This is a genomic window from Cupriavidus sp. CuC1 (assembly GCF_044627735.1).
GTDB classification, from domain to species: Bacteria; Pseudomonadota; Gammaproteobacteria; order Burkholderiales; family Burkholderiaceae; genus Cupriavidus; species Cupriavidus ulmosensis.
Genome location: NZ_JBIUHC010000292.1, coordinates 1 through 5,615 on the forward strand (window position 1 = coordinate 1; position 5,615 = coordinate 5,615).

Consider the following 5,615-nt stretch of genomic DNA (forward strand, 5'->3'; position numbering starts at 1 on the left):
GACCGCCTCGTCATAAGCCTCATCGACATGCCGCCTATAAGGCTTGCTGAGGGAGGCTTAACTTGGGTGGATTGGGTGCCGTCCCCGGTGCCCTGCATTGGACCTATACCACCCCATTCCCCCCGGGAATGACTGTTATTGCCCTGCGGCCCCTTCTGCTCAATCGAAGTTGCGACGATTATGTTTTCACCGTCACTCATTTCCTGGAGCAGGAGCAATGAAGAACCTTTTCAGCAGCAAAGCCGTCGGACCTTACGAAGTCGAACATCGCGTGGTACTCGCGCCACTCACCCGTATGCGCACTAAGCTCGACAATGTGCCTGGTCATCTAATGGTCGACTACTATACGCAGCGGGCCACAAAAGGTGGGCTTCTTATCACAGATGCGACTGCCGTCTCGCCCCTTGGCATCGCCTATGTCGATGCACCAGGCATTTATACGGAGGCCCACGTCCAAGGCTGGAAACGCGTAGTTGACGCCGTCCACGCGAAAGGTGCGCGCATCTTTTTGCAAATCTGGCACGCGGGTCGCCAAGCGCACCCGGCTAACACGGGCGGCGAAACACCTGTTGCCCCATCCGCTTTGCTCTCTCTCGAACATGCTGCCATACGGGACGAGGATGGCAACATCACGGAGGCCGAACTGGTCCTTCCCAGGCCGTTGGAGTTGCATGAGATTCCAGCGATCGTCGAGCAGTTCCGCCGAAGCGCCATCCTGGCTAAGGAGGCTGGCTTCGACGGCGTCGAGCTGCACGCCGCTAACGGTTACCTCTTCGAACAGTTTCTGCTGGACGGCACTAATCACCGAACGGACGCCTATGGCGGCCCTATCGAAAACCGCGCGCGTTTCCTCTTTGACACGCTCAATGCGGTCGTTTCCGTATGGGGACCGGGTAAGGTGGCTGTACGCCTTTCGCCCAGCGGTACATATGGCACGATGTCAGACAGTGATCCGCACAGCACCTTCCGGTACGTTGCTGAGAAACTGAACGCTTATGACCTTGCGTACCTGCATGTGATCGAACCACGAGTCAGGGGTATCGTCGACATCGGCGCAGGCGAAGCCGCCGTCTGGTCTGGCGATATTCGCCGCTGGTTCAAGGGGACCCTTATGGTCGCGGGCGGCTTTACCGGCGACAGCGCCGAGCGGATCGTCGCGGAGGGAGGAGCGGACCTCGTGGCGTTCGGCCGGTTGTTTATTTCAAACCCCGATCTGCCTCTGCGCCTACGCCATGGAGTCCCGCTGTCCCACTACGACCGTTCAACGTTCTACGGCGGCGACTCCCAAGGCTACATCGACTATCCCACTTATGACGCGGTGGCCCCGGCCTGACCTGTGCCTTCCTGAGTATCGATGCAGGCTACTCAGGAACTTAGCATCATCTTCCTCGGCATCCGGCGGCGGTGCGAAAAACCTGGCGCGCCGAATGCCGAGGGCTAGCAGAGGGGAACGATCTTGCCCTTACTCGTGACCAGCGCGTCGGGCGCTAATGGCGACGGCTTCGGCGCGCTGCTTGCGTTCGCGGCGGATGGACAATGTCTAGGGGCGTTTTCGAATGACGTCCGAATTGCTGACCCCCGAGGCATGTGCACAAGCGCCGACGGCAAGCTTCTGTATCTGAATAGTGGCGATGACCGAATCCTGGCGCTCGATTCTGAAGGCAAAGTCGTTCTTGATAGCGGCCGACTCCTGGTCTGAATGCCGGTGGCGGCGTGGTTGGACCTGATGGCTGCTACTATGTCGGTCTGCGATAGGAGAAGACGATCGCGGCGTTCTCCCCTGATCTGAACGGCCACCCGGTTCGGGTGCTTCCTTCCCGGCATCGCTCCGTTTCCGCGCGGCTTTCGGTTCGCTGCCGACGGGCGACTCTTTCTTCCTCCGGCATAGGCCCAGACGGCGCAGGCCAAAACACCATCCTCGCCTTTGGCCCTGGTCCGTCGCTGACAGCGACTCAGTTCATTGACGACGACGAGGTGAGTCCTCTGGATTTGGCCGTAGCCCCCGGCGGCAACGTCCTTGTCTCGAGCGAATTCCCACTCGGAGCGCCAAACGCCGTTGCATCCACACGGGAATACGATGGAGCGAGCGGTGAGAGGTCAGCAGAAGGCCGTGCTGCCGGCCGCTACGCGCGTCGACGGTGCTGTTGCCATTGGTCCCACCGCCTCAAGGGTTCGGTATCGACGTGGAACTGAAGATCTCCATCCCCGGCTTTGATCGGGCCGCCACGCAGGCACTGGTCGACAAGGCCCATCAGCTCTGCCCCTATTCGAATGCCACGCGCGGCAACATCAATGTCTCGCTGATCGTGCTCTGATCGTGCTCTGATCGTGTGCTGACTTCGGACAGGCACCACATCCGTATACACAACCCCGGCTCATCACTGAGCCGGCATTTATACAGGAGCGGACGGCTGGCGGCGCCAACACACGGGGCAATGGCCGGGTCACACTTGCAAAGTGGTGCCATGACGTGCCGTCGCGCTCGTTGATGGCCGCCGAGGAAGTGACGGAAGAACACGACCTGACGCATGCGACAGTAGGAATGTAGGCAGAATTGGCGGCATGGTCGAGCATTTGCTCGTCGACTTCACGCCGGATGCGCGTGCCACTGCGCTACCGGCGCGATGCCCGACCCACTTGCCATGCGGACGGCCAGCCGCGCGCCATATCGTTTCCACGGTGGTTCGCCTGTGGATAGGCAGACGGTGCTCGTATTGCACACCGTCTGCGATGCGATCATCGCCAGGCCGTGGCGACGGGAGTCGATATCAGGCCAGCGCGCCGTCGGTGTACACGTCACGGTTGCCGATGCTCGCCGTCAGGCCGTCGCGATTGCTGATACGGGCGCCGTCCGTGTAGACGTTACGGTCGCCGATGCTCGCCGTCAGGCCGTCGCGATTGCTGATGCGGGCGCCGTCCGTGTAGACGTTACGGTTGCCGATGCTCGCCGTCAGGCCGTCGCGATTGCTGATGCGGGCGCCGTCCGTATAGCCATCACGGTTGCTGATGCGGGCGCCGTCGGTGTAGGCGTCACGGTTGCTGATACCTGCCGTCAGGCCGTCGCGATTGCTGGCGCGGGCGCCGTCCGTATAGCCATCACGGTTGCTGATCCGGGCGCCGTCGGTGTAGACGTCACGGTTAGTGGTGCGAGCGCCATCTGTAAAGGCGCTGCGCTGATCGTTGACGCGATAGGTGTACCCGTACGCTTCGCCGGCCTTTTGCGGGGTAGCCTGGGCAACGCCCGTTACGAAAGCAGCGGCGATAGCGGCGGCGGTCAGAATGGTCTTGGCGTTCATGATGTTCTCCTTGCGATGGGCCGGGCGATCCTGGTTTGGGTAGCTGATCGCGGGCCGATGTCTGTGCTGCGTATTAAGCAGCCCTTATCCTCGCGCTCACCCTGACTATCTACTACTAGATAGATGGGAAGTGCTAAAAAAAGACCGCCTCCGGTACTGTGAAACTACTTGGTATTGCGTGGACCGGTTCGCTTTGCGTCTTGTTCTGGCCGCTGCGTCCCTGTCCATGGATCAAATAATATCTACCTATAGATAGATAGGCAAGGATAAATTTGTGATTCCCATGCAAAAAGATTCCTATCGGCCCAATTGAGCGGATCAATATCGACTGTAAATAATTGATTTTATTGAATAAATTACAACCAAGTTCTGGTCATGGGCAACGATCCTCCTTTCCATTGGCGTCACGACTTCTGCGCTTATCGCCACCATGACAATCATCGCGTATGCCGATATCATCACTCCTGGAGCCGGCCGCCCCACCCACTGGCGCTGGTTGGTCGGGCACGATGTGATGCAGGAAGCCGGGGCCAAAGTGGTAGCGATTCATTGCGTTTTAACTCCAGACCGCCTTTTCATCATCGCCATCCGTGGGCGCTAAAGCATCGCAAACATCGGTCAGCTGATGCTCACGTTTTTGGCACACATTGCACCGAAATCAAAACTACCCCACTCGCCTTAGCGTCTTCAGTCGACGATATAGCGTGCGTTCGCTCATCCCGAGGTACGCAGCGAGCGCGCTGCGTGTCCCTGAAAATCCCTCCACCAGCCGTACAAGCTCACGATCAGTGAGCTCGCCGCGCGCTGAAAGCGAGGTCGAGTACGCGCCGCTCTCCAGATGCGCCGACGCTCCCGCCATCATGTCACCCGGCAAATGTTCGATCCGGATCACCCCGTCATCGGCCAGCAGGCACGCCCGGTCGAGCATGTTGCGCAGTTCCCGGATATTGCCCGGCCAGGAATAGGTATGGAGTCTCTCGAGAGCGTCCGGTGCGACACTGAACTTGCGGCCTGCAGCAATGCCTGCCACGCCTTGCGCGCTACCAATACGCTGCAGTATCGAGTCGACGAGCAGCGCGATGTCGTCCGCCCGCTCGCGCACCGCCGGCAAGTGAATCGGAAATGCGCTGATGCGGTAGTAGAGGTCCTGGCGGAATCGGCCGTCGTCGATCATTTCCCGCAAGGGTTTGTGCGTCGCCGCCACCAGTCGGAAATCGGCGCGTAAGGTCTCGATGCCGCCAACCCGGCGGAACGTGCCAGATTCGATCAGGCGTAGCAGCTTGACCTGCATCGACAGCGGTACATCGCCGATTTCGTCGAGAAACAGCGTCCCGCCCTGCGCGGTCTCGACCAGACCGGGCTTGCGCGCCGCTGCGCCCGTGAATGCACCCTTTTCGTAGCCAAACAGTTCGCTCTCGAACAAGGCCTCCGTGATGCCGGAGCAGTCGACGACGACAAAAGGGCGTTGCGCGCGCTCGCTCGCCTCATGCAGGGCGTGCGCGAACAGTTCCTTGCCGGTTCCAGATTCTCCGAGCAGCAGGACCGGCAGCGTTGAAGGCGCGACGCGATGCAACGCCGAGATTGCCGCGTTGAACGCCGTCGAGCGCCCGACCAGACCTTCCGCGCTCGGCTTGGCGGACGCGCCGCGCACCGTAGAGAGCCGCTCGACGTAAGCCACCACCTCCCGCTGCGCATTGAATATCGGCCGCAACTCGACATCGACATGCTCAGGCCCGCGAGGTGTGTGATGAATGTGGAGCACGCGGTCGGGGCCGCGCAGCTCAAAGGCCCGCTTCATTGGACAGTGCTCGCCCGCCTGGTCGCAAGGTACGTCGTAGTGATGCGAGACCTGATAGCACTTGCGGCCCACATGAGGCTGGCTGGCGACGCCGAACTGACGTTGATAAGCGGTATTGGCAGCGAGGATGCGGTACTCGGGATCGAGCACGATCATGGGTTGAGCGTCGTGCTCCAGATACGACACGAGGGCGTCGACATCCAGCGCTTGAGGCGACCCGGCCGAGGTCTTTACGAGGGGCGTGATGGGTATGGACGGCTTAGGGGATTTCACGGCGGCGGCTCCAGGAGACCTCACTATACGTCGACGCTGCCACAACTGCCATCCCTGCCACCTGACTGCCAGAAATGGCAGCCCTCGACCCCAGACGGCCGTTCCAAGGGCTGTGACGCAACCCGATGGAAGAGAAATATTGCTACAAATCAAATAGTTACCTAACTGTGATGTAAGTTCTCAATAACCCGGGGCAGCCCCGCTGGGGCTTCTCGCGGCAGGACCATCTTTCCCAGAGGCTGGTCATG

At 60.4% G+C, this 5,615-nt stretch carries 4 protein-coding genes and 1 pseudogene; 3 read left to right on the forward strand and 2 right to left on the reverse strand.

Features of this window, described 5'->3' with window-relative positions:
- Positions 1-217: 217 nt before the first annotated feature.
- Both ACGLHR_RS50425 and ACGLHR_RS50430 read left to right on the forward strand, forming a co-directional pair.
- The gene (locus ACGLHR_RS50425; protein WP_400103472.1) at positions 218-1,333 is read left to right on the forward strand and encodes an alkene reductase; all 1,116 of its coding nucleotides are present in this window, start codon (positions 218-220) and stop codon (positions 1,331-1,333) included.
- Between the two features lie 750 nt (positions 1,334-2,083).
- A pseudogene (locus ACGLHR_RS50430) lies at positions 2,084-2,315 on the forward strand (OsmC family protein); the annotation flags it as partial.
- Between the two features lie 453 nt (positions 2,316-2,768).
- Here the strand turns inward: ACGLHR_RS50430 and ACGLHR_RS50435 are convergent.
- On the reverse strand, positions 2,769-3,296 hold the full coding sequence (locus ACGLHR_RS50435; protein WP_400103474.1) for a copper resistance protein CopQ: 528 nt from the start codon (positions 3,294-3,296) through the stop codon (positions 2,769-2,771).
- A 430-nt stretch (positions 3,297-3,726) separates the two neighbouring features.
- Here ACGLHR_RS50435 and ACGLHR_RS50440 point away from each other — a divergent pair, with 430 nt between their 5' ends.
- Positions 3,727-3,897 (forward strand): hypothetical protein, encoded by a 171-nt coding sequence (locus ACGLHR_RS50440; RefSeq protein ID WP_400103476.1) that lies wholly within the window; start codon positions 3,727-3,729, stop codon positions 3,895-3,897.
- Positions 3,898-3,960: 63 nt separating this feature from the next.
- Here the strand turns inward: ACGLHR_RS50440 and ACGLHR_RS50445 are convergent, their stop codons facing one another.
- A complete protein-coding gene (locus ACGLHR_RS50445) occupies positions 3,961-5,250 on the reverse strand; it encodes a sigma-54 interaction domain-containing protein (protein WP_400103478.1) in 1,290 nt (429 codons plus the stop codon).
- Positions 5,251-5,615 lie beyond the last annotated feature (365 nt).

Excerpts from the sequence above, each read along its gene's own strand:
- ACGLHR_RS50435 (WP_400103474.1), bottom strand. The coding sequence starts at position 3,296 with ATGAACGCCAAGACCATTCTGACCGCCGCCGCTATCGCCGCTGCTTTC.
- ACGLHR_RS50445 (WP_400103478.1), bottom strand. The coding sequence starts at position 5,250 with ATGATCGTGCTCGATCCCGAGTACCGCATCCTCGCTGCCAATACCGCT.
- ACGLHR_RS50425 (WP_400103472.1), top strand. The coding sequence starts at position 218 with ATGAAGAACCTTTTCAGCAGCAAAGCCGTCGGACCTTACGAAGTCGAA.
- ACGLHR_RS50440 (WP_400103476.1), top strand. The coding sequence starts at position 3,727 with ATGACAATCATCGCGTATGCCGATATCATCACTCCTGGAGCCGGCCGC.